The organism is Skermanella rosea, assembly GCF_016806835.2.
GTDB lineage: Bacteria > Pseudomonadota > Alphaproteobacteria > Azospirillales > Azospirillaceae > Skermanella > Skermanella rosea.
On sequence record NZ_CP086111.1, the window covers coordinates 5,222,939 to 5,244,189 of the forward strand.

General features: G+C 66.7%; 17 protein-coding genes, 1 tRNA gene, 2 pseudogenes and 1 other annotated feature. Of the genes and pseudogenes, 11 read left to right on the forward strand and 9 right to left on the reverse strand.

Annotated elements, in window-relative coordinates:
• Positions 1-84 precede the first annotated feature (84 nt).
• From JL101_RS24400 to JL101_RS24415, 4 genes are all read left to right on the forward strand, one after another.
• Positions 85-873 (forward strand): HugZ family pyridoxamine 5'-phosphate oxidase, encoded by a 789-nt coding sequence (locus tag JL101_RS24400; protein WP_203103287.1) that lies wholly within the window; start codon positions 85-87, stop codon positions 871-873.
• A 53-nt stretch (positions 874-926) separates the two neighbouring features.
• Positions 927-2,540, forward strand: a complete 1,614-nt coding sequence (locus JL101_RS24405) for a phosphoenolpyruvate carboxykinase (RefSeq protein WP_203103288.1) — start codon at positions 927-929, stop codon at positions 2,538-2,540.
• A 194-nt stretch (positions 2,541-2,734) separates the two neighbouring features.
• The gene (locus tag JL101_RS24410) at positions 2,735-2,956 is read left to right on the forward strand and encodes a ribbon-helix-helix protein, CopG family (RefSeq protein ID WP_203103289.1); all 222 of its coding nucleotides are present in this window, start codon (positions 2,735-2,737) and stop codon (positions 2,954-2,956) included.
• A gap of 76 nt (positions 2,957-3,032) precedes the next feature.
• Positions 3,033-3,275, forward strand: coding sequence for a hypothetical protein (locus tag JL101_RS24415; RefSeq protein ID WP_201074958.1), 243 nt, complete (start codon positions 3,033-3,035; stop codon positions 3,273-3,275).
• A gap of 129 nt (positions 3,276-3,404) precedes the next feature.
• Here JL101_RS24415 and infC read toward each other — a convergent pair whose 3' ends face one another.
• The 3 genes from infC to JL101_RS24430 all read right to left on the reverse strand — a co-directional run bounded on the left by infC (position 3,405) and on the right by JL101_RS24430 (position 7,377).
• Positions 3,405-4,004, reverse strand: coding sequence for a translation initiation factor IF-3 (gene infC / locus JL101_RS24420; RefSeq protein WP_203103290.1), 600 nt, complete (start codon positions 4,002-4,004; stop codon positions 3,405-3,407).
• 75 nt (positions 4,005-4,079) lie between these two features.
• Positions 4,080-6,044: a threonine--tRNA ligase gene (gene thrS, locus JL101_RS24425; RefSeq protein ID WP_203103291.1), complete on the reverse strand. Its 1,965-nt coding sequence runs from the start codon at positions 6,042-6,044 to the stop codon at positions 4,080-4,082.
• 58 nt (positions 6,045-6,102) lie between these two features.
• Positions 6,103-7,377, reverse strand: a complete 1,275-nt coding sequence (locus JL101_RS24430) for a glycosyltransferase family 4 protein (protein WP_203103292.1) — start codon at positions 7,375-7,377, stop codon at positions 6,103-6,105.
• Positions 7,378-7,390: 13 nt separating this feature from the next.
• On the opposite strand from JL101_RS24430, the gene JL101_RS24435 reads away from it, so the two are divergent.
• Entirely contained in the window at positions 7,391-8,161 is a 771-nt protein-coding gene (locus JL101_RS24435; protein ID WP_203103293.1) for an alpha/beta hydrolase, read from the forward strand.
• On the opposite strand, the gene JL101_RS24440 is transcribed toward JL101_RS24435, so the two are convergent.
• Positions 8,148-8,465, reverse strand: a complete 318-nt coding sequence (locus JL101_RS24440) for a hypothetical protein (RefSeq protein ID WP_203103294.1) — start codon at positions 8,463-8,465, stop codon at positions 8,148-8,150. The two genes, JL101_RS24435 and JL101_RS24440, sit on opposite strands and share 14 nt — an antisense overlap.
• A 148-nt stretch (positions 8,466-8,613) precedes the next feature.
• On the opposite strand from JL101_RS24440, the gene JL101_RS24445 reads away from it, so the two are divergent.
• The 4 genes and pseudogenes from JL101_RS24445 to JL101_RS24460 all read left to right on the forward strand — a co-directional run bounded on the left by JL101_RS24445 (position 8,614) and on the right by JL101_RS24460 (position 14,242).
• A tRNA-Ser gene (locus tag JL101_RS24445) sits at positions 8,614-8,703 on the forward strand.
• A 1,048-nt stretch (positions 8,704-9,751) separates the two neighbouring features.
• A pseudogene (locus JL101_RS24450) lies at positions 9,752-11,397 on the forward strand (ISL3 family transposase).
• Between the two features lie 325 nt (positions 11,398-11,722).
• On the forward strand, positions 11,723-13,831 hold the full coding sequence (locus JL101_RS24455) for a hypothetical protein (RefSeq protein ID WP_203099620.1): 2,109 nt from the start codon (positions 11,723-11,725) through the stop codon (positions 13,829-13,831).
• Positions 13,832-13,993: 162 nt separating this feature from the next.
• Positions 13,994-14,242 (forward strand): hypothetical protein, encoded by a 249-nt coding sequence (locus tag JL101_RS24460; protein WP_203099621.1) that lies wholly within the window; start codon positions 13,994-13,996, stop codon positions 14,240-14,242.
• Positions 14,243-14,411: 169 nt separating this feature from the next.
• Here the strand turns inward: JL101_RS24460 and JL101_RS24465 are convergent, their stop codons facing one another.
• Positions 14,412-15,617, reverse strand: a complete 1,206-nt coding sequence (locus JL101_RS24465; RefSeq protein WP_267133538.1) for a tyrosine-type recombinase/integrase — start codon at positions 15,615-15,617, stop codon at positions 14,412-14,414.
• Between the two features lie 310 nt (positions 15,618-15,927).
• On the opposite strand from JL101_RS24465, the pseudogene JL101_RS24470 reads away from it, so the two are divergent.
• A pseudogene (locus JL101_RS24470) lies at positions 15,928-16,610 on the forward strand (IS3 family transposase); the annotation flags it as partial.
• Positions 16,212-16,328: a sequence feature (AL1L pseudoknot), on the forward strand. It overlaps the preceding pseudogene by 117 nt.
• Positions 16,611-16,632: 22 nt before the next feature.
• On the opposite strand, the gene JL101_RS24475 reads toward JL101_RS24470, so the two are convergent.
• The 3 genes from JL101_RS24475 to JL101_RS24485 form a co-directional block, all read right to left on the reverse strand.
• Positions 16,633-16,878, reverse strand: coding sequence for a BrnA antitoxin family protein (locus JL101_RS24475; RefSeq protein WP_202684010.1), 246 nt, complete (start codon positions 16,876-16,878; stop codon positions 16,633-16,635).
• Entirely contained in the window at positions 16,838-17,110 is a 273-nt protein-coding gene (locus JL101_RS24480) for a BrnT family toxin (protein ID WP_203099623.1), read from the reverse strand. The genes JL101_RS24475 and JL101_RS24480 overlap by 41 nt, the downstream gene beginning before the upstream one ends.
• Positions 17,111-17,253: 143 nt before the next feature.
• Positions 17,254-17,628 carry a hypothetical protein gene (locus JL101_RS24485; protein WP_203099624.1) on the reverse strand — a complete coding sequence of 125 codons (375 nt, stop codon included), beginning with the start codon at positions 17,626-17,628 and terminating at the stop codon, positions 17,254-17,256.
• 428 nt (positions 17,629-18,056) lie between these two features.
• On the opposite strand from JL101_RS24485, the gene JL101_RS24490 reads away from it, so the two are divergent.
• Positions 18,057-20,330 (forward strand): heavy metal translocating P-type ATPase, encoded by a 2,274-nt coding sequence (locus JL101_RS24490; protein WP_228435137.1) that lies wholly within the window; start codon positions 18,057-18,059, stop codon positions 20,328-20,330.
• An 8-nt stretch (positions 20,331-20,338) separates the two neighbouring features.
• Here the strand turns inward: JL101_RS24490 and cysE are convergent, their stop codons facing one another.
• Complete coding sequence (cysE, locus tag JL101_RS24495; RefSeq protein ID WP_323374687.1) at positions 20,339-21,205, reverse strand: serine O-acetyltransferase; 867 nt, start codon at positions 21,203-21,205, stop codon at positions 20,339-20,341.
• Between the last annotated feature and the right edge of the window lie 46 nt (positions 21,206-21,251).

Genomic DNA, 21,251 nt, shown 5'->3' on the forward strand with positions numbered 1-21,251 from the left:
TATGGCACCATTGCGGCGCGAAAAAGGGCTGGCTCACCCCATCGACAGGGGTTCGGCCGCCCCGGAAAGAGGCGGGTTGCTTCGATGAATACCAGCACCGGACCGGGCCAGGCCCCGGACCCCGCCCCGAGTCCCCGACCCGGCCCGGATCCCGCCGTCGCGGCCCGCCGCGTGATGCGCGCGGCCGACCGGGCCACCCTGTCCACCGCCCAGCGCGACGGGGCCGGCTGGCCCTATCCGTCGCTGGTGCTCACGGCGCTCGACCACGACGCCTCTCCCCTGCTTCTCCTCTCAGATCTGGCGGACCACACCGCCAACATCAAGGTGGACCCGCGCGTCGGGCTGCTGTTCGACGGGACGGCCGGCCTGGACGAGCCCCTGGCCGGCTCCCGGGTGTCGGTGCTGGGCCGGGCGGAGCGGAGCACGGACCCGCGTCATCGTGTCCGTTTCCTGGCGCGACACGAAAGCGCATCCTTGTACGCCGGATTCGGTGATTTCGCGATCTACCGGATCACGGTCGAACGCGCCCACCTGGTGGCGGGTTTCGGCCGGATCCGGTGGATCGCGGGCGACGACCTGCTTTTTCGTCTCCCAGATATCGAGACACTGGCGTTGCGGGAGGCGGATATCGTACAGCATATGAACGAGGACCACGCCGACGCGGTCGAGCTGTACGCGACCGTGCTGCTGGGCCGGGAAGGCGGCGGCTGGAAGCTGACCGGCATCGATCCCGACGGATGCGACCTGCGCCTGGGGGGCCGGACGGCCCGGATGGATTTCGGCCGCCCCGTGTTCAATGCGGAGAGTGCCCGGAAGGAACTCGTGGATCTGGTCCGGCAGGCACGCCGGACTCGAGGGGAAACTCAGGCCTGACGACCTAAGGCCGACTGTAATCCGGCAAACCGGACAGAAAATACGTGGAGAGAATGACCGTGAAGCAATTCGGACCGACCATCAGCAGCAACGGCCTTGACTATCTGGGCCTGTCCGGCCTCAAGGCGGCGCACTGGAACTACAGCGCGGCCGGGCTCTATGAACAGGCGCTGGTGAGGGGCGAGGCGACGCTCGCCAAGGGTGGACCGCTGGTGGCGATCACCGGTCAGCACACGGGCCGTTCGCCCAACGACAAGTTCATCGTGCAGGAAGATTCGACCAGCGGCGACATCTGGTGGGGCAACGTCAACAAGCCGATCACCGAGGAGCAGTTCGACCGGCTCCACGGCCGGGTCGCAGCCTATCTGCAGGGCCGCGAGGTGTTCGTCCAGGACCTCTACGCCGGCGCCGACCCGGAATACCGCCTGCCGGTCCGCATCGTCACCCAGCACGCCTGGCACAACCTGTTCGCCCAGAACATGTTCATCCGCCCCTCGGCGGAGGACCGGATGCATTTCGCGCCGGAGTTCACCGTGCTCCAGGTGCCCGACTTCAAGGCCGTGCCGGAGCGTGACGGCACCCGGTCCGACGTCTTCATCCTGTGCAACTTCGCGAAGCGCCTGATCCTGGTCGGCGGCACCTCCTATGCCGGCGAGATCAAGAAGGGCATCTTCAGCGTCATGAACTACCTGCTGCCGGCCAAGGGCGTGCTGCCCATGCACTGCTCGGCCAATATCGGGCCCCAGGGCGACACGGCGGTGTTCTTCGGCCTGTCCGGCACCGGCAAGACGACGCTGTCGGCCGACGGCAGCCGCACCCTGATCGGCGACGACGAGCACGGCTGGTCCGAGACCTCGGTCTTCAACTTCGAGGGCGGCTGCTACGCCAAGGTGATCCGCCTGAGCGCCGAGGCCGAGCCGGAGATCTACGCCACCACCAGCCGGTTCGGCACGATCCTGGAGAACGTGGTGATGAACCCGGACACCCGGGTGCTCGACCTGGACGACGGCCGCTACACCGAGAACACCCGCGCCTCCTATCCGCTCGACTTCATCCCGAACGTCAGCGAGACGGGCATCGGCGGCATCCCGCAGAACATCGTGATGCTGACCGCCGACGCCTTCGGCGTGCTGCCCCCGATCAGCAAGCTGACGCCGGACCAGGCCATGTACCATTTCCTGTCCGGCTACACCGCGCGCGTCGCCGGGACCGAAAAGGGCGTGACCGAGCCGCAGGCCACCTTCTCGACCTGCTTCGGCGCCCCCTTCATGCCGCGCCACCCGGCGGTCTACGCCAAGCTGCTGGGCGACAAGATCGCCAAGCACGGCTCCAACGTCTGGCTGGTCAACACCGGCTGGTCGGGTGGCGCGTACGGTACGGGCAAGCGCATGTCGATCGGCCACACCCGCTCGCTGATCCGCGCGGCGCTGGAGGGCAACCTGGCCGACGCGCCGCACCGCCCCGACCCCAACTTCGGCCTGTTCATCCCCGAAGCCTGCCCGGACGTGCCGGCCGACGTGCTCCAGCCCAAGAACACCTGGCACGACAAGCGCGCGTACGACGAGACCGCCCGCGAGGTCGCCAAGCGCTTCGAGGCGAACTTCAAGCAGTTCGCCGACGAGGTCGAGCCGGGCGTCCGCGACGCCGGGATCAAGGCGGCGGCGTAAGGCCGGGAGGTCACCAAGGACAGAAAAGGCCGGGGAGCACGCTCCCCGGCTTCTTTCGTTTGATCCGCATGACTTTGATCGTCATCGATACCAACGTCTTCGTTGCCGGATTGCGCTCGGCCGGCGGGGCCGCTCGAGAAGTCTTGCGGCGGACGCTACAAGATGACGCCGGCCGAATGCCTGGAGCTTCTGCAATGAGTACGCTGACGATCCGTTTGACCGACAATACCGCCGAACGGCTGGAGGCGCTTGCCCGCAGCCGTGGACTCAGCGTGAACAGCCTGATCGAGGAGAGGAGCGTCCAGGCGCTGGCGGCATGGGACGCCGAATGCCGTTTCAGATCGATGGCGGCCGAAGGAGATACAGCGCAGGCCCTATCGATCCTGGAGCGGCTTGATCATCAGTCCGCCGAATAGGCTAGACGCCCTACCCGGAACAACCACACCCCACACGTGTTCATGAAGCAACGCAGACAATTCGAAAGGTTGCTTCATGTTTTCCCTGACCGGTTCGGGTCTTCGACGTGCCGCCCTGGGTGCCTTCCTGGTCCTGGGCGTTCCCATGCTCGCGGCTTGCGACAACGAAGGCCCGGCGGAACGTGCAGGCGAGTCGATCGACAACAGCGTCAGCAACGCCGCCAAGCAGACCGGCGAGGCGATGGAGAATATCGGCAACGCCATCCAGGACAAGAGCCAGGAAGTGCGCCGGGACATGAACGACGACAAGCCCAACTGACCGGCCCAGGCCGTCGGACCATACTCCTGGAAGATCAGGCCCTGAAAACGCGAAAGCCCGCCGAACGGCGGGCTTTCGTACGTTTGCGGCCTGGGAGCGGATCTCCCCAGGCCCAATCCGGTCAACGCGTCATCGGGGAGCCAGGACCATGATCATCTGGCGACCTTCCAGCTTGGGCATCTGCTCGACCTTGGCCATTTCCTGGAGATCGTCGCGCACCTTGACCAGCACGTTCATGCCTAGGTCCTGGTGAGCCATCTCGCGGCCGCGGAAGCGCATGGTGACCTTCACCTTGTCGCCTTCCTCAAGGAACCGACGGGCGCTGCGCATCTTGACGTCATAGTCGTTGTCATCGATGTTAGGACGCATTTTGATTTCCTTAACCTCGATGATCTTCTGCTTCTTGCGCGCCTCGTTGGCCCGTTTCTGCGCCTCGTACTTGAACTTGCCATAGTCGAGGATCTTGCACACCGGCGGATCCGCATTCGGGGAGACCTCGACGAGGTCGAGCCCTGCTTCTTCCGCGGCGATCAACGCCTCGCGGAGCGAAACGACTCCGACCATTTCGCCGGCGGCATCCACCAGGCGGACGGAGCGGACATTGATTTCCCGATTGACCCGCGGCCCATCACGGGACGGTGTGGAGTCGGCATTTGGTCTGGCTATGGAATAGTCTCCCTCGTTGGAACCGGCGCCCGGCGTTTCGGTCTGTCCCGGGCGGGGGTTCATGACCCGCCGGGACCCAGGCGACCGGAATTGTAGTCATCCCAGGCCGCGAACGACCTGACCTGGATCACTCCAGGATTAGAATGGTGATTCCGGCGCGAGATTGCCAAGGGGCGACCTCGCTTCGGCCACAATTGTATTGACAGCGGCGTCGAGAGCAAGAACTTCCTGATCCTTGCCCCCCAAACGGCGTAATGCCACGGTCCGCTCCTCGGCCTCGCGCTTGCCCACCACCACCATCAGGGGCACCTTCGCGAGGCTGTGTTCGCGGACCTTGAAGTTGATCTTCTCGTTCCGGGTGTCAAGCTCCACCCTGACTCCGGCGCGCCGAAGCTCGTTCGCCACCTCGGCGGCATAATCGTCCGCCTCGTTGGTGATGGTCGCCACGACCGCCTGGAGCGGGGCCAGCCAGAGCGGGAACTTGCCGGCATAGTGCTCGATCAGCATGCCGATGAAGCGCTCCATCGACCCCAGGATGGCGCGGTGGAGCATGACCGGCCGATGCCGCTGGCCGTCCTCGCCGACATACTCCGCGTCCAGCCGCTCCGGCAGGACGAAGTCCACCTGCAGGGTGCCGCATTGCCAGTCGCGGCCGATCGCGTCGCGCAGCACGAACTCCAGCTTCGGGCCGTAGAAGGCACCTTCGCCGGGGTTCATGGTGTAGGGCAGGCCCGCGGCCTCGATCGCCTCGCGCAGCGCCGCCTCGGCCCGGTCCCACACCTCGTCGGTGCCGGCGCGGGTCTCCGGACGGTCGGAGAACTTCACCGACACGTCGGTGAAGCCCAGGTCCTTGTAGACGCTCAGCAGCAGGTCGCAGAAGGCGATGCTCTCCGACGTGATCTGCTCCGGCGTGCAGAAGATGTGCGCGTCGTCCTGGGTGAAGGCGCGCACCCGCATGATGCCGTGCAGGCTGCCCGACGGCTCGTTGCGGTGGCACGAGCCGAACTCGGCCATGCGGAGCGGCAGGTCGCGGTAGCTCGTGATCCCCTGCTTGTAGATCTGGACGTGGGCCGGGCAGTTCATCGGCTTCAGCGCCAGCACCTTCTCGTCATCGGCGTTGGCGGTGAACATCGCTTCCCGGAACTTCTCCCAGTGGCCCGAGGCCACCCAGAGCGCCCGGTCGATCAGCTGCGGCGTCTTGACCTCGACATAGCCGGACCGCTGCAGCCGCGCGCGGACATAGTTCTCCAGCGTGCGCCACAGGGTATAGCCCTTGTCGTGCCAGAAGACGCTGCCGACCGCCTCCTCCTGGAGGTGGAACAGGTCCATCTCCCGGCCGAGCCGCCGATGGTCGCGCTTCTCCGCCTCCTCCAGCTGGTGCAGGTGGGCCTTCAGCTCCTTCTCGTCGCGCCAAGCCGTGCCGTAGATGCGCTGGAGCATCTCGTTGCGATGGTCGCCGCGCCAGTAGGCGCCCGCCACCTTCATCAGCTTGAAGCCCTGGCCGAGCCGGCCGGTGGACGGCATGTGCGGCCCGCGGCACAGGTCCAGCCACTCGCCCTGGCGGTAGACCGTGATGGTCTCCGTGTCCGGCAGGTCGCGGATGATCTCCGCCTTGTACTTCTCGCCCCGCTCCTCGAAGAAGCGGATCGCCTCGTTCCGGTCCCACGCCTCGCAGGTGAAGGGCGCGTCGCGGGACACGATCTCGCGCATCTTCGCCTCGATCTTCTCGAGGTCGTCGGGCGTGAACGGCTCCGCCCGGGCGAAGTCGTAATAGAAGCCGTTGGCGATCGCCGGGCCGATCGTGACCTGGGTGCCGGGATACAGCGTCTGGACGGCTTCCGCCATAACGTGGGCGGCGTCGTGGCGGATCAGGCCGAGGACGTCCGGATGGTCGCGGGTGACGATCTCGACGGCGGCGTCCGAGGTGATGCGGGTAGTGAGGTCGCGGAGATTGCCGTCGACCTTGACGGCAAGCGCGTCCTTGGCCAGCCGCTTGCCGATCGACTCGGCGATCTGCCGGCCCGTCACCGGGGCATCATAGTCGCGCACGCTGCCGTCCGGCAGGGTGACGGCGACTTTCTGGATCTGTTCAGCCGTCTGCATCGTCAGAAAACAATCATCCCAATAAAGATGCCGCACTCTAGGCGCATTGCCGGTCGAGTCAAGCTTGGCGCGGCCCGCCGGCACCGGCGCCTCCGCCGCCGCTCCCCGCCGCCCGTTCCGCCATCAGCTCGCCATAGACGGCCAGGGTGTCGCGGCACATGCGGTCCCGGGTGAAGCGGCTGTTGACATAGGCCATGGCGCGCTCGCCCAGCACGGCCCTCTGGTCCGCGTCCAAGGCCAGCGCCTCGCCCAGCGCCTCCGCCAGGGCGTCGGCGTCGTTCGGCGGGACCACCCACGCCGTCTCGCCGGCGACCACGGTCTCGCGCACGGCGCCGTGGTTGGTCACGATCACCGGCCGGCCCATGGCCTGGGCCTCGACGATGACCCGGCCGAAGGCCTCCGGATCGCTCGACGCGGAGACCACCACGTCGGCCAGCATGTAGGCGGCCGCCATGTCGTTGCAATGGTCCACCAGCCGGACGACGCCCTCCAGCCCCAGGCGGCGCACCTGCTCCTCCAGTTCCTGGCGGTAGCCGGCGCGCCCCTGGTCGGACCCGACCATCAGGCAGCACACGTCCTTGCGGCCCAGCCGGGCGAGCGCGTCGATCAGCACGGTCTGGCCCTTCCACCGGGTCAGGCGGCCCGGCAGCATGATCACCTGGTGCCCGTCGGGCAGCCGCCACGCGCGGGCCAGCTGGATCACCCGCTCGGGGCTGACCCGGTCGGGCGCGAAGCTGTTGGAGTCGATCCCGCGGTGGATCACCCGGATGCGGTCCGGGTCGATCCGGTAGTTGGACAGGATATGGTCGCGGATGAACTCGGAGATGGCGATCACCCGGTCGCCCCGCGCCATGACCGAATTGTAGAAGCGCTTCGACTTGCCCGAGAAGTTGTAGGGGGCATGGAAGGTCGTCATGAACGGCACGCCGGTCCGCCGCGCCGCGCCATAGGCGCTCCAGGCCGGCGCGCGGCTGCGCGCATGGACGATGTCGACCCTGTGCTCGCGGATGATCCTGCTGAGCCGGTCGACGTTGCGCCACAGGGTCAGGGGGTTCTTGCTGTCGAGCGGCAGCGTGAAGTGCGGGATCCGCCAGCGCTCCAGCTCGCGCGCCATGGGTCCGCCGGCCGACGCGACCAGCGGCGTCCCCCCGGCATGGTGCAGCGCCGCCGCCACGTCGATGGCGCCGCGCTCCGCGCCGCCGGTGACGAGGGCCGGCAGCACCTGAAGGACGACGGGCCGCCCCGGCGCCAAGCCCGACTCGTCCCGCCCGGCCTCCTCCGGCCCGGAGTTGTCGTGCGGCCCGGCCGTGGTAGTGTTGTATGCCCCGCTCATGGAATCTTTCGATATGACCGATCTGAACGCTTCGCCCGAAAATACCCTGGCGCATGAAGGCGCCACCATAGCCTATCGCCGCACCGAAGGAAGCACTCCCGGCGTCATCTTCATGGGAGGATTCAAATCCGACATGACCGGCACCAAGGCGGTCGCCCTGGAAAGCTTCTGCCGCAGCCGCGGCACGGCGTTCGTCCGGTTCGACTACCAGGGCCACGGCACGTCGAGCGGCCGGTTCGAGGAAGGCTCGATCGGCCTGTGGTCGCGCGACGCGCTGGCGGTGTTCGACCGGCTGACCGAGGGGCCGCAGGTCGTCGTCGGCTCCTCCATGGGCGGCTGGATGATGCTCCTGACGGCGCTCGCCCGGCCGGAGCGCGTCGCCGGCCTGATCGGCATCGCCTCGGCGCCGGACTTCACCGAGGACCTGATCTGGTCCACCCTGGACGAAACCGACCGCGCCACGCTGATGGAGACCGGCGCCTTGCTGAAGCCGTCCGACTACGGCGATCCCTACCCCTATACCCGCCGCCTGATCGAGGACGGCCGGGACCACCTGCTTCTGCGTGGGACGATCCCGCTGGCCTGTCCGGTGCGGCTGCTCCACGGCATGCGCGACGCCGACGTGCCCTGGCGCACCAGCCAGCGCATCGCGGAGCGGCTGGCCGGCGACGACGTGAGGATCACCCTGGTGAAGGACGGCGACCACCGCCTGTCGCGCGACCAGGACATCGCGCTGTTGTGCCGCACCGTCGGCGAGCTGCTCGACGGGCTCAAGACCTCCTGAGCGACCCCAGCGCCAGCAGCGCCAGTCCCGTAACCGCCAGCACCAGCGCCGCCGGCCACAGCAGGACGGTCAGCAGCACGGGATCCCACAGCTCCGGCACCAGATAGCGCTGCACCACCGCCTGGGTCAGGTTCAGGCTGCCGGGATGCAGGCGGAACCACAGCTCGCCCGCGGCGGAGAGATGCGGGCTCCCGCCGGCCGCCGCCATCTGGCTCCCCATCTGGCTCCATTGCCATAGGTCCCAGCCCAACGCCGCGAGCCCCGCCAGCAGCAGCACCCCGCCGATCACTCTCAAGACGACCACTCGTTCCTCACCGCTGATTGACGCCGTGCCGGAACATGCGCCGCCACCCCGGGAGGCGCAACCGGACCCTTCTTCACTTTCCCGGGAGCCGACGTGAACGAAGTGCTTGAATCCGCCCCCGCCGTTGAGTATTTTCCGCGGCCTTGATGGAGGGGTGGCCGAGTGGTTGAAGGCGCACGCCTGGAAAGTGTGTATACCAGAAATGGTATCGCGGGTTCGAATCCCGCTCCCTCCGCCATCGCCTTGCATAAATGATTGATAATTCTGGGTTTTTTCGACCCAACACAGATTGTCCCATCCGCTGATCCATCCACAAGTCCCCGCATGCGCGGGGGAGCCTTGACCGATGCGATTGCGCACATGGCAGGGTTGGGTCCATCCCCGCATGTACGGGGGAGCCAAGAGCGCCTTCCGGGCTTCGTCAACTGTCTTGGGTCCATCCCCGCAGGCGCGGGGGAGCCCGAACATTTCCTGCAACTTGGCCTCGTCGTCCAGGTCTATCCCCGTATGCGCGGGGGAGCCGCCTCGACAGTTCCCCGGGCCGAACGTGTCATTGGTCTATCCCCGCAGGCGCGGGGGAGCTTTTGGCATGTAGTACCGCTTCACCCGCCTGCCAAGTCTATCCCCGCAGGCGCGGGGGAGCCTCAGGGCGGTAGGGCTGGGCTTGCCAGATGGCGGGTCTATCCCCGCCTGCACGGGGGAGCCCTGCGCGGAGCCGTGCAGTTCCAGATTGCCCGGGGTCTATCCCCGCCTGCACGGGGGAGTCGGCTGGGCGCGGCACATCGCGTGCCACAGGTAGGGTCTATCCCCGCCTGCACGGGGGAGCCCCCGCTCGCGTTATCGAGAGCACGGCTATCCCGGATCTATCCCCGCATGCGCGGGGGAGCCATATCCAGCGCATCCACGAACAGCATCTCGCCGGGTCTATCCCCGCATGCGCGGGGGAGCCCAGCGTCTGGGCGTGCCGGTGGAGGACGTGGCGGGTCTATCCCCGCATGCGCGGGGGAGCCCAGCGTCTGGGCGTGCCGGTGGAGGACGTGGCGGGTCTATCCCCGCATGCGCGGGGGAGCCCAGCGTCTGGGCGTGCCGGTGGAGGACGTGGCGGGTCTATCCCCGCATGCGCGGGGGAGCCCTGTCAGGCGTCATGGAAACTGGGTTCTTCGTTCTTTTGTGTGCACGTCCTGGAGTTGTATTAACGGCTTAAGCCAGCGAACTAGCAGGGGCTGATGCCATGGTGCACCGGCCGTCTTATATGAAGATGGCACTCTCAACAATGACGCTGTTTTCTGTTGATCACCCTCGACTTTTCCGAGTTCTTTCCAAGCCTCCACATCATCGATCGGATCGATCCTCACCGCCCCCGAATGACGCTCCGGGTGCAACTGGACCATGTGGACGCCGCCTGTCCGGCATGTGGCGCCCGGTCGGCGCGGATCCACAGCCATTACTGGCGCAGTCTCGCCGATGTCCCCTGTTTCGGACGTCCGCTTATTCTGCTGGTGCGCATCCGCCGCTTCCGCTGCGTCAACGCCGCCTGCCGCCAACAGACGTTTGCCGAGCGTCCGGCGGTGATTGCCCGCCCCAGGGCTCGCCACACTGATCACCTGCGTGCCCTGCACTATGCCGTCGCCCTGGCGCTGGGCGGCAATGCCGGAGCGCGCATGACGGGTACGATGGCGATCCCCGTCGGCGCCACGACGCTGCTGCGCCGCATCCGCGAGGCGGTTCCCGATCCAGCGCCGGAAGTCCGTGTTCTCGGCGTTGATGACTGGGCTTGGCGCAAAGGCCAGAGCTACGGCACGATCCTGTGCGATCTGGAACGGAGCCGCGTCATCGACCTGCTGCCTGACCGCAAGGCGGTGACCCTGGCGGCTTGGCTGCGGCGCCACCCCGGCGTCGAGATCATCGTGCGCGACCGCGCCGGCGCCTATGCCGACGGGGCTCGTCAAGGAGCGCCTCGGGCCGTTCAGGTTGCGGACCGGTGGCATCTCCTGCGCAACAGCGGTGATGCTCTGCGCGGAGTGCTCGATCACCATCACCGTCATCTGACCGAAGCCGCCCGCGTCGCGGCAATGTCGGCTCCGGTCGAGACGGTCGCCAACGACAATTGTGCCGATGGCGCGGATGGAGTCGGGATGTCGTCTCCCAACAAAGCTGAACGTCGGTCACTGGAGGCGCGTGGCCGGCGAGAGGCCCGCTTCGAGGAAGCGGTTCGGCTGCGCGCGCAGGGGATGTCGATCAAGGCGGTGGCCAGAATGCTCGGCGTCGAGCGCAAGACGGTCCGGCGCTGGCTGCGCGCCGGGCGGGCTCCGACCTGGCTCCACGCCGACCGGGGCCGGAGCATTCTCGACCCGTTCCGGGATTACTTGGAGACGCGCTGGGATGCCGGATACCGCAACGGCGCCGGGCTATGGCGGGAGATCCGCGATCGGGGCTTCGCCGGACAGGACGGTGTCGTCAAGCAATGGGCCGCCCGGCGCCGCCGGGAGGATCAGCTTGCCAAACGGACTTCTCCCGCCAAGTCCTCGGCGAAGCCGGCACCGCCGCCCACGACGCGCAAAGCCGCGCGGATGCTGATGAGCGAACCGGACAAGCTGGATGCGGAGGAGCGCCGGTTCACGACGGCGCTGCTTGAGCTGTCGCCGCCGATCGCCCAGGCGGTCGATCTGGCGAAGGCATTCTCGACTATGATCCAGCCGTCGAGCTGGCCGGCCAGCTCGACGGCTGGATCAGCGCCGCCGAAGAAGGCGGCTTCAAACGCTTTGCCCGGAGCCTCCGTCAGGATGTCGAAGCCGTCCACGCCGCCTTGACGCTACCCTGGAGCACCGGTCCGGTCGAGGGCCAGATCAACCGGCTGAAAGTCGTCAAGCGCACCATGTATGGCCGCGCCGGTTTCGATCTCCTACGCAGCCGCGTCATGGCAGCTGCTTAGGTGAAAACATACCCTGAAATTCCTCCATAGGCTGTGCACACAAAAGAACGAAGAACCCAGTTCCTGCTGTCGCTTGACAGCGATGCAGGTGGCGGCGTTCGATCGGGCAGGGCTGGCACCGGGGGACGTGCGGGGTCGCGAGGGGTGCACCGCCCTTCGGCAGTTTCCATAAATCCGATAGGGTGCCAGTGACGACACCCGTTACGCGACCTCTGGCTAAACCGGGCTAGGACCCTGTATTAGTCGACACAGCAGGTGCGCCTCCGTGCACTCGTTCGAACCCTGTCTAAGCATTGTAGATTTAGCCAAATTCAATGGACCAAGCGTGACTGAAATCATAATAGGTTTAGTGCGACATACTCTGGTCAGGTTGCTGGTTGCCGGAGCGGCGTCGCTCGCGATCTCCGTCGCATTTTGCGCAACACTCGTCACGCTTCCCGGCGCGTCGGCGGAATTCCTCAACTCCGATGCGCTTTATCTACCGGCCCTGTTCAGAGATCTCGACGCGGCTGGGCTGAGCGCGGTGGCAAGCTGGAACCTCACGCCCAGCCCGTATGTCTTTCCTGACATGCTGATCTACGCGGCGGCCGATGGGTTGACTGGCAATTTCCGGCAGGAAATTTTTCTGTACGCGGTCCTGCAGATTTGGCTGTTCTTCATTGCCGGCTGGCTGGTCTGCCGTGAACTGACCACGACGGCCTTCGCACCCTACATGGTCGCCTTCTGGTTGATGATGTCCGCCATAGTGTTTGGCGGTTACGCGGTTGCCGGTCCCTATACACTGCGCTGGTACATCTACGGTTTTCTCTCTGGACACCATTTCGGTGCCTTGATTGTCTCTCTGTTCGCCTTCCAGCTCATGATCGCCTGTGTCCTTCGGCCCGCCGCCGCGATGGCCGTCGTGTCGGCTGCGGTACTAGCGGCACTGATAGTCGCCGCGATCTTGTCAGACTTGATCTTTGTCCCCTACTTCTGCATCCCGGCACTTGCCGTGCTCGCGTGTCTGGCGATGGCACGCGAGCTTCGCCGGCGGGCCATTGTGATCGGCCTCTTGGTTACCGCCCTGACGGTTGCCGGCTATGTCCTGAACGGGGTGGTCAACCGGGCGGCTGCCGTTTACCTGACAAGCATCAGGTCAGGCAGCGAAACCCTATGGGCATTTTGGTCGGTTCTGGTCCGCGATGCCGGGGCCGAGCAGATGCTAGGTGCGTTCGTCTTGGCCGCCGTCGCGGTGGTGACAGTCGCGGCGCTGAATGGCGCCATAATGCTATTACGCGACCGGTCGCTTGCTCTGCTGGCACGCCAGCAGCTGCTGCCCTTCACGATCTTCGTGGCGACCGCGTCCATTGTCATTGTCATCGTCGTGATCGGCACACGGGTCTTCGTAAACCTGATGACTATCCGCTATGTCCTGCCTTTCGCGTTCCTACCGCCGCTGTGGCTCGCAATCCTGCTGGCCGGCTGGGTAGGTGGCGTCGGCGTCACAGGTGGCCGACGCGGCCTCGCCACGGTGATGGTCCTGGGGCTGCCCTGCGCCCTCTGGTCGGCTTGGTGGTTCACCCGCACGCCGCTGAACACCGTGTTCCAAGTCCCACCGACGCTGGCCTGCTTCGACGGCGCAGACCGAACCGGCGGTCTTGCTGGATATTGGCAGGCAAAGCCGTTGATGCTGTTCTCGGACGACAGGGTGCGTGCAGTCCAGGTTGATCCCACCGGCGCCCCGATGCTGTGGATCAATAACAACAGCTGGTACACCGAGGATGACGGCTCTTTGCCGCGTTTCTCGTTCATCCTGATGGACGAACTGAACGAGCAGGCTATTCACGCTCGGTACGGCGTACCAGACCGCGTTGAGACCTGCGGTGCCAGTCGGATTTGGCGCTATGGTGACCCCCGTAACGTTACCATAGCTCTGCTTCAGAACAGCCCGCTCCAGACCGCTCTGACCATCCCTGCCGACATCCCGCCCTACCTGCCCGGCCAGGTTCTCGATTTCTCGCTCGGCCATGACACTGGCCGTCCCTACCGGGCTGGCGGCTGGTCGACCACGGAACCCTGGGGCATCTGGTCGAGCGCGCCGGAGGCGCGGCTCATCCTGCCAGCGGGCCGTATGATGGGTAGTACCCTCCGGCTGCGGGTCCAGGCACAGAGCTTTCTCGCCGACGCGCTGCCTCGCCAAGAGGTCGAGGTCGTCGTGAACGGGCAGCCCGTCGGCAAGTGGGAATTTACTACGAAAAGCCCGGCCGGTGAACGCACAGCAGTAATCCCAGCCGAGGTAACAGGGCTGCACGACCCTCTGCAGGTCGATTTTCGAGTGCCCACCGCAGCGTCGCCAGCGTCGCTCGGTATGTCGGCCGACGCGCGCCAGCTCGGTATTGGCCTCCAATGGCTGCGGCTCGATCTTGTTGGTCCTGAGAAGACCCTCCCCGACTGATCTGGTGGAGCAGCAATAGCGGATCACGGCGACCACCTGCAGGCGTGGTTGCAAATCATGGATGGTGACAGCCTCGAATAGCACCTTTTCCATATTGTTTGTTCAGCGGCCGGCAGGACGGTGTCGCCCCGATCAGGTTCGCCGGCGGCCTGGATGGGACCCATGAACGTCGATGCAGGGGTCGTCGAGCATCCGTGCTTCCCCTACTCGTCATCAAGCCATCAGTCGCGCCGGGCAGGATGGTCGGTGTGGCGGGTGATCTGGCCGGGCGAGTGCTTCGACCAGTTCGGCCGGACATCGACCTGCCTGGAGCCGCACGCCGAACAGCGGAACCTGCCCTTTACCTTCGGAAACGGTGTCGTCGGGCCGTGGCGGGCAAGCACCAAGTCCATCGGCAGGAAGGCATTGTGATGGCAGTTCTGGCACGAAGCGATCAGTTCACCGGGGTCGGCCGCCAGGTCGGCCAGGTTCGGCGGCAGGGGGTATGGTTCCTCCGTTAAGGCCAACGCGCAGACCCTCCCGAGGGGCCGACAGGTGGGTAACGCATTCATGATCTTGTTCCCTTTCGACCCTGGTTCAGTTAAACGACTTCGCCCTTCGTCGCCGGCATGGTTCCGCAGTACGTCGCCCACGCTTCCATCAGCTTTCGCCGCTTGCCGAACAGGTCACCCCGCCGGTATGCGGCCTCCACCTTGTCCGAAACGGTATGCGCCAGGGCCATTTCCGCGACGTAACGCGGGAAATGCGTCTGTTCGGCCGCCCAATCCCGGAACGTCGAGCGGAAACCATGGGCGGTCAGGTCATCCCGCTTCATGCGCTCCAGCAGCTTCAGGAGAGCCATGTTCGACAGCCCCTTGCCGGGGCGCCCGCCGGGGAACACGAACCCGTCCAGTTGCCCCTGAACCAGCTCCGCTGCAGCCTGTTGCTCCCGGATCAGCTTGATCGCGGGCGCCGAGAGGGGAACCCGGTGCTCCCTGCCGGCCTTCATCCTACTTGCTGGAACGATCCATACGCCCTCCGCCAGATCGATTTCGCTCCACCGCGCGCCGATCACCTCGCCGGTCCTCCCGGCCGTCAGGATCAGGAACTCCAGCGCCCGCGCTGTATGGCCCGGCTGGGACCGCAAGGACGTCATGAAGGCGCCGACCTCGGTATAGGGCAGCGCCGGATGGTGCTGGACCTTCTGGACCTTGGCGCGCAATGGGAGGAGGTGATCCAGGTGGCCGCGCCAGCGGGCCGGATTGTCGCCCCGCCGGAACTCCCGCACGGTGGCCCAGTCCAGCACCGCCTCTACACGGCCACGTAGCCGGCTTGCAGTCTCGGTCTTTGTCCTCCAGATCGGCTCCAGCGCCTTCATCACCAGCTCGGTATCGATCGCCTGAACGGGCAGGTCGCCGAAGACCGGGTAAGCATAAGCCTCCAGGGTCGAGCCCCATTGGGCGGCATGCTTCTCGTTCTTCCATCCCGATCGATGGGCATCGATGTAGCCGGCGGCACATTGCCGGAAGGTCATGGCCTTTGAAGCAGCCAGCTTCTCGGCCAGCTTGCTGGCCTGACGGCTTTCCAGTGGGTCGCGCCCGTCGAACCGGTCAGACCGGCAGGCAGCCGCCTTTTCGCGCGCGACGGCCAGGGTAACGGCATGAAGCGGCCCGAGCCCCATGTCGCGGCGCTTGCCGTCGATCCGGAAGCGAAATACCCATGACTTCGCGCCGTTCGGCCCGACCCGGAGGTACAGTCCCCCGCCATCAGCATACATGCCCGGCTTCGTCGCCCGCGCCACCGCCATCGCCGTCAGCCGCCCCATCGTACGTGCCATACTTGCTTCGCCCTGTCATCTCTGGAACATGTTCGGAACCCTGTCCCATCCTTTGTACCATCCAAGTATGGCGGATTGCAGGGGTTATTGGCGAACAAGGAGAGACATTTCGGCGTCAACAGATTGAGATAGGTAGGGTTTTTGAGACGTTCACGGACATCGAGGAACAGCAGTTAGGCGGACGCTCCCTCCGCCATCGCCGCGAAAATCCTAAGCGGCACCTGAACTGAACCGCACCGGGTTTACCGGAGGCCCCATTTCTTGAGAGACTGGGGTCATCATGACGAAACAGGCATCACCCAAATACGCCCCTGAAGTCCGCGAACGCGCGGTGCGGATGGTGTTCGATCACGAAGGCGAGCATGCGTCGCAGTGGGCGGCGATCAGCTCGATCGCGGCGAAGATCGGCTGCACGGCGGAGACGCTGCGGGGCTGGGTCCGGCAGGCCGAGCGCGACCAGGGGAAACGGCCCGGCCCGACGACGGACGAGCAGGAGCGGATCAAGGCGCTGGAGCGCGAGGTCCGGGAACTGCGCCAGGCGAACGAGATCCTTCGCAAGGCATCGGCGTATTTTGCCCAGGCGGAGCTCGACCGCCCGTTCAGGAAATGATCGCCTTCATCGACGAGCAGCGCGCCGTCCACGGGGTCGAGCCGATCTGCAAAGTGCTGCCGATCGCCCCGTCGACCTACCGCGCTCATGCCGCCCGGCGGACCGACCCGTCCAAGGCTCCGGCCCGCTGGCGAAGCGATGCGGAGCTGAGCGGGGCTATCCGGCGGATCTGGGATGAGAACTTCCAGGTCTACGGGGTCAGGAAGGTCTGGCGGCAGCTACAGCGGGAGGGAATTGACGTGGCGCGTTGCACGGTGGCCCGGCTGATGAGGCTCATGGGTCTGAAGGGGGCAATGCGCGGCAAGGCGGTGCGCACCACGATCAGTGACCGGTCGGCGCCGTGCCCGCTTGAAACACCGCGGCTCATCCGCAAAGTCAAAGGCCAAGCGCGTTTCTCAGAAGATCATTGGCCCGCGTCTGCCAACCCGGTCCATCCTGTCTGAGCCGCTCGACTACATCCGCATCGAGGCGCAGGTTCGTGGCGACCTTCGGTCTGTCCTTGACAGGAGGGCGACCGCGCCGGGCTTTTGCGAACTTCTCCCGCCATTCCGGTGTGGAAAGGTCCGGCGCATCGTCCGGATCACTCCAGGTCGGGTCCGTAGAGTTCCTGCTCCCGTTCATTGGCTTTCCTCATGCTGATAACCCGGCGCGCCGGACCGCGCGGGGTCCATACGATCACCACCATGCGGCCACCGAGCCTGCCGATGCTGATGAACCGGGGCTCGCCATAATCCTTCCGATCATCGGCAACCGTCAGGGTCGGACTGTCGAAGACCTCCCCGGCATCGGCCATGTCGAGTCCCCGTTCGGTAAGGGTCACGGCGCGCTTGTCCGGATCGAACTCGATCTTCATCCGAATAATGTATCTACGCAAATCGGGAGGGTCAATGACGTCAACCGCGACGGAGGGACTTCCGCCACCGGCTTCCCCCGGCCCGGCACTCCGGCACCCGGTGGACCATGTCGGAACGGGCATCGCCGATCCCGTGGACGCTCCTACCAGGTCAGGGCCTGCACCTGCCTGATCACGTCGATGTCGTCCAGCTTCCGGTCGGCCTGCGCCTGACTGAAGATCAGGAGCAGCTGGTTGAGCTTGCTCGCCAGGGGGCCGGCGGTCGGGCGGGGGAAGGTCATGCCGGGGATGGCGTCGGACAGCCTTTGCCGGATCTCGCGGATCTCCACGACCGCCTTGTCGTCCAGCGCGCCCTGGGCGGGAGCCGTCAGGCTCGCCGCCCGGATCAGTTGTTCCGCCACTTCCCTGTCGTTCATCGGCCGGTGGCAGGGAGCGGGTGGGAGGTCGGCGGTGGCCGCTTCCGGCTGCGTGGCTTCCTGGGGAGAGAGGAACTGGAGAAGAGGGCCGAGATGGGTCATGAGAATATCGGCCGAATTGACAATAACTCCGGACCGCCCGTTGACCGACTGAAGTTTCGCGCCATGCTTCTCGATCAGGATACGCGCTTTCGCCATCGAGCACGCAGCAACGGGTTTCGTGATGTCTGTCACGACATAGACGGGAATATGCCTGATCGAAGAAAAGCCCACGGTGACGCCCTCTTGTGTTGCGCCCCTACTGTGACAAAGAACTTTTTACGAGAGATTAAAGACAACTCGGCGACAGATGGAGACCGGTGGCAGGGATCCACGCCGGCATGCCGGCGCCAATCTGTTTCCATCGCCGTCATCCGTGGCCGAGAAGGAAGAAGGCGCCATCGGACCGCGGCCGCGGCAAAAAGCCCTTGACCTTCCCACGACTGGAAGCCCCATCCATATGGGGTTACAGAAAAGCCGAGAGGTCAGCCATGGCTTACGCCGCCACCCGAACCGACACCGTACCCGACGCCGCGCAGGCCGAATTCGACCTGTCGATCGAGGGCATGACCTGCGCGTCGTGCGTGGGCCGGGTCGAGAAGGCATTGCGCCGGGTACCGGGCGTCACCGAGGCGTCGGTCAACCTGGCGACCGAGCGGGCGCACGTGGTCGGCAGCGGCCTCGACGGGGAAACCCTTGTCGCCGCGGTGGACCGCACCGGCTTCCGGGCCGCCCCGATCGCCGCCGAGGAACCGGGCGCCGGCCGGAAGGCGGCGGACGAGGCGCGCGACCGGTCCCGGCACGACCTGACGCGGGTGCTGATCGCCGCGGCCCTGTCGCTCCCCCTGGTCATCGGGATGGTCGGCGACCTGGCCGGGCTGGACGTCATGCCGCCGGGCTGGCTGCAGCTTGCGCTGGCGACGCCCGTGCAGTTCTGGCTGGGCTGGCGGTTTTATGTGGCGGCCTACAAGGCGGTCCGCGCGGGCGCCGGGAACATGGACCTTCTGGTCGCCATCGGCACCTCGGCCGCCTGGGGGCTGAGCACCTATCTGCTGCTTGACCAGTACCTGGCGGCTCCGGGACCGACGGGCCACGGCGGCCACGCGCCGCACCTCTATTACGAGGCGTCGGCCGTGCTGATCACCTTCATCCTGCTGGGCAAGTGGCTGGAGAGCCGGGCCAAGGGCCAGACCGCCGCGGCGATCCGGGCGCTGATGGACCTGCGGCCCGACACCGCCCGGGTGCGCCGCGACGGCGTCGAGCGGGAAGTGGCGGTCGAGCGGGTCCGGGTCGGCGACATCGTGGTGGTCCGCCCCGGCGAGCGCATCCCGGTGGACGGAAGGGTGCGGGACGGCGAGGGCTCGGTCGACGAAAGCATGCTGACCGGCGAGAGCCTGCCGGTGGAAAAGGCGCCGGGCTCGGCGGTCACGGGCGGGTCGATCAACGTTGACGGCATGCTGGCGGTGGAGACCACGGCGGTCGGATCGGAAACCATGCTCGCCCGCATCGTCCGCATGGTCGAAGGCGCCCAGGCGTCGAAGGCGCCGATCCAGCGGACGGTGGACCGGGTCAGCGCCGTCTTCGTGCCGGTCGTGCTGGTGATCGCCGCCGCGACCTTCGCCGCGTGGTGGACGCTCGGCGGCGACCTGGAGGCGGCGATCCTGACCGCCGTGTCGGTGCTGGTGATCGCCTGCCCCTGCGCGCTCGGCCTCGCCACCCCGACGGCGATCATGGTCGGCACCGGCTCCGCCGCGCGCCACGGCATCCTGATCAAGGACGCCGAGGCGCTGGAACGCGCCCATGCGGTCACCACCGTCGCCTTCGACAAGACCGGCACCCTGACCGAGGGCAAGCCGCGGGTGACCGACCTGATCCCGTCAGCCGGCTTTGGCCGCGGCGACGTGCTGCGGCTGGCCGCCTCGCTCCAGCAGGGCAGCGAGCATCCGCTGGCCCGCGCCGTGCGCGACCTCGCCGACGCGGAGGGCGCCGCGGCCGTGCCGGCGACCGGCTTCAAGGCGCTCGCCGGGCGCGGCGTCTCGGGCCGGGTCGAAGGCCGCTCCCTGCTGCTCGGCACCCGGCGGTTGCTGGCCGAGACAGGGATTGCGCCGGGATCGCTGGCTGAGATGGCGGACACCCTGGAAGCGTCCGGCCGCACGGTGTCCTGGCTGGCCGAGGCGGCGCCGGAATCCCGCGTGCTGGGGCTGGTGGCGTTCGGCGACACGGTCAAGGCGGGCGCCCGGGAGGCCGTCGCGGCGCTGCATGCCCGCGGGATCGAGGCGGTGATGGTCACCGGCGACAGCGCGGGCGCCGCCGGCGCCGTGGCGCGGGAGCTGGGGATCGACCGGGTCTTCGCCGAGGTGCTGCCCGGCGACAAGGCCGACGTGGTGGCCCGGCTGAAGGCGGAGGGGAAGACCGTCGCCATGGTCGGCGACGGCATCAACGACGCGCCGGCCCTGGCCTCGGCCGATGTCGGCATCGCCATGGCGACCGGCACCGACGTCGCCATGCACACAGCGGGCGTCACGCTGATGCGCGGCGACCCCGCCCTGGTGGCGGGTTCGCTCGACGTGTCCAGGCGGACCTACGCCAAGATCCGGCAGGGGCTGTTCTGGGCCTTCGCCTACAATGTCGTCGGCATCCCGCTGGCGGCGCTGGGCTATCTCAGCCCGATCCTCGCCGGCGGCGCCATGGCGCTCAGCTCCGTCAGCGTCGTCGCCAACGCGCTGACCCTGCGGGGCTGGACGCCGAAGCGGAACGGACGATGACCGGAGCGCTAAATGCTGTAATCGGGTTCCGGCAGGCTCTGGTCCATCGCCAGGGCCGCCGCCGGGCCGCTGCACCAGCCAACGACCTTGGCCGGCACGCCGACCACCGTGGCGCACTCCGGGACCTCCTTCAGCACCACGCTGCCGGCGCCGACCTTGGCGCCCCGGCCGATCACGATGTTGCCCAGGACCTTGGCGCCGGCCGACAGCAGGACGCCGTCGCGCACCTTCGGGTGCCGGTCGCCGTGCTCCTTGCCGGTGCCGCCCAGGGTCACCTCCTGGAGGATCGAGACGTTGTTGCCGATCTCCGCCGTCTCGCCGACGACCAAGCCGGTGCCGTGGTCGATGAAGACGCCGCGGCCGACCGGCACCGCCGGATGGATGTCGATCGCGAACACCTCCGATACCCGGCTCTGCAGGAAATGGGCGAGGCTGTGGCGCCCGTGGGTCCACAGCCAATGGCCGATCCGGTGCCACTGGAGCGCGTGGAAGCCCTTGAAGTAGAGGAACGGCGTCAGATAGCTGTCGGCGGCCGGGTCGCGCTCCAGGATCGCGATCAGGTCGGCGGCGCCGGCCTCGACGATGTCCGGGTCTTCCGACAGGGCCTCGTGCGCCAGCCGCTCCAGCCGCTCGGACGGCATGTTGCGGTCGCCCAGCTTGTGGGCGAGCAGCGCTCCCAGCGCGCTAGCATAATCGTCGTGGAACAGGACCGCGCCATGGATGAAGCCGCGCAGGATCTCCTCCTCCGAGGAGATGCGGACCGCGTCGGCGCGCAGAAGTCCCCAGACCATGTCGCTGGCGCGCGAGGTCGGCCGTGAAGCCGCTTCATCCCCTGGTGCTGCGAATTCCGGTACTGCAAACTGTACTTCACTCATGGACCCGTTGCTCCCAAGCGCGACGACATCATGACCGGACCGCGCC